Genomic DNA, 1,484 nt, shown 5'->3' with positions numbered 1-1,484 from the left:
GTCCTGCTACGAAGACTATGAACACGCTCTGAAAGATGGTTAAAACATATGCTTTCAGACAGACAAGTCCGTTATAATAGGCAAATTAACTATCATAACCACATCAAAGGTAAATCATGCCTTGGAACATACCGATTTTTCTGACTTGGATGCGCGTTTTGCTGATTCCGGTCTTTACTTTGCTGTTTTTCCTGCCAAAAGGGTGGATTGCACCGGAAACCGTCAATTGGACTGCCGCTATCATTTTCGCACTCGCAGCCGTAACCGATTGGTTTGACGGATTTTTAGCAAGGCTTTGGAAGCAAACCTCCGATTTCGGCGCATTCCTCGATCCCGTTGCGGATAAATTGATGGTAGCGACCGCATTATTACTGCTGGTCAGCCTTGGCCGTACTTATGTTATCTTCGCCATCATCATCATCGGCAGGGAAATTACCATTTCCGCCTTGAGGGAATGGATGGCGCAAATGGGCAGACGCAGCAGCGTTGCCGTTGCCACGATCGGCAAATTTAAAACCGCCGCGCAAATGGTTGCTATATTTTTATTGCTCTTAGCCTCCAATCGATTTGACAATATTTTTTACCTGACAGGTAACATATTGATGTTTATCGCATCTGTATTAACCCTCTGGTCAATGTTCTATTATCTGAAAATGGCGTGGCAGGAAATCAAATAAAAAATAAAACAAACCCCTTGACGACAAGTTTTAAATCCATAATAATTGCGTCTTCTTCAGAAACAGCAGCAAGAAACAGACATTCGGCGGGAATAGCTCAGTTGGTAGAGCGCAACCTTGCCAAGGTTGAGGTCGCGAGTTCGAGACTCGTTTCCCGCTCCACAGTTTAATTTTCAGATGTGTCCCATGCGGGAATAGCTCAGTTGGTAGAGCGCAACCTTGCCAAGGTTGAGGTCGCGAGTTCGAGACTCGTTTCCCGCTCCAAACGAATCCTGTCTTAAGTTGCTATAAAGTTTCTCCGATGCGGGAATAGCTCAGTTGGTAGAGCGCAACCTTGCCAAGGTTGAGGTCGCGAGTTCGAGACTCGTTTCCCGCTCCAGTTTGAACACTACCTGGTAGTTTGTTTGGCGAGATAGCAAAGTGGTTATGCAGCGGATTGCAAATCCGTCTACGCCGGTTCGATTCCGACTCTCGCCTCCACTCATTTCATGGCGGGGTGGCAGAGTGTTTATGCTATAAGGGGTGCAACCCTTATATAGGCCGGTTCAAATCCGTGCCCCCGCCTCCAAATTTTAATATAAAACAGTCTGCGCCCGGGTGGTGAAATAGGTAGACACAACGGACTTAAAATCCGTCGGCCCTAAACCGGCCGTGCCGGTTCGATTCCGGCTCCGGGCACCACAACCGCTTTTAGAGCGGTTATTTTTTTGCCTGTCGAAGCCTAACACCGTAAACCAAAGCCAAGAAAGACAAGGCTTCTCACTGGTTTCGGTATCTTTATAGTGGATTAAATTTAAATCAGGACAA

The 1,484-nt window shown here is 46.8% G+C and carries 1 protein-coding gene and 6 tRNA genes; all 7 read left to right on the top strand.

Annotated features, from left to right (window positions below; all coding sequences use genetic code 11):
• Positions 1-116 precede the first annotated feature (116 nt).
• The 7 genes from pgsA to HMPREF3066_RS09365 all read left to right on the top strand — a co-directional run bounded on the left by pgsA (position 117) and on the right by HMPREF3066_RS09365 (position 1,358).
• Positions 117-677, top strand: coding sequence for a CDP-diacylglycerol--glycerol-3-phosphate 3-phosphatidyltransferase (pgsA, locus tag HMPREF3066_RS09390; protein ID WP_003744331.1), 561 nt, complete (start codon positions 117-119; stop codon positions 675-677).
• An 86-nt stretch (positions 678-763) separates the two neighbouring features.
• A tRNA-Gly gene (locus HMPREF3066_RS09385) sits at positions 764-839 on the top strand.
• A gap of 26 nt (positions 840-865) precedes the next feature.
• Positions 866-941: transfer RNA gene (locus tag HMPREF3066_RS09380), tRNA-Gly, on the top strand.
• A 39-nt stretch (positions 942-980) separates the two neighbouring features.
• Positions 981-1,056, top strand: a tRNA-Gly gene (locus HMPREF3066_RS09375).
• 27 nt (positions 1,057-1,083) lie between these two features.
• Positions 1,084-1,157: transfer RNA gene (locus HMPREF3066_RS09370), tRNA-Cys, on the top strand.
• A gap of 10 nt (positions 1,158-1,167) precedes the next feature.
• Positions 1,168-1,245 (top strand) — tRNA-Cys (locus tag HMPREF3066_RS13185).
• Positions 1,246-1,268: 23 nt separating this feature from the next.
• A tRNA-Leu gene (locus HMPREF3066_RS09365) sits at positions 1,269-1,358 on the top strand.
• Positions 1,359-1,484: the final 126 nt, after the last annotated feature.

The organism is Neisseria sp. HMSC03D10, from assembly GCF_001807625.1.
GTDB classification, from domain to species: Bacteria; Pseudomonadota; Gammaproteobacteria; order Burkholderiales; family Neisseriaceae; genus Neisseria; species Neisseria mucosa.
The sequence above is the reverse complement of the archived record's forward strand: the minus strand, read 5'-3'. Positions and strand labels throughout refer to the sequence as shown.

Coding starts and splice junctions, on each gene's coding strand:
- pgsA (WP_003744331.1), top strand. CDS start 117: ATGCCTTGGAACATACCGATTTTTCTGACTTGGATGCGCGTTTTGCTG.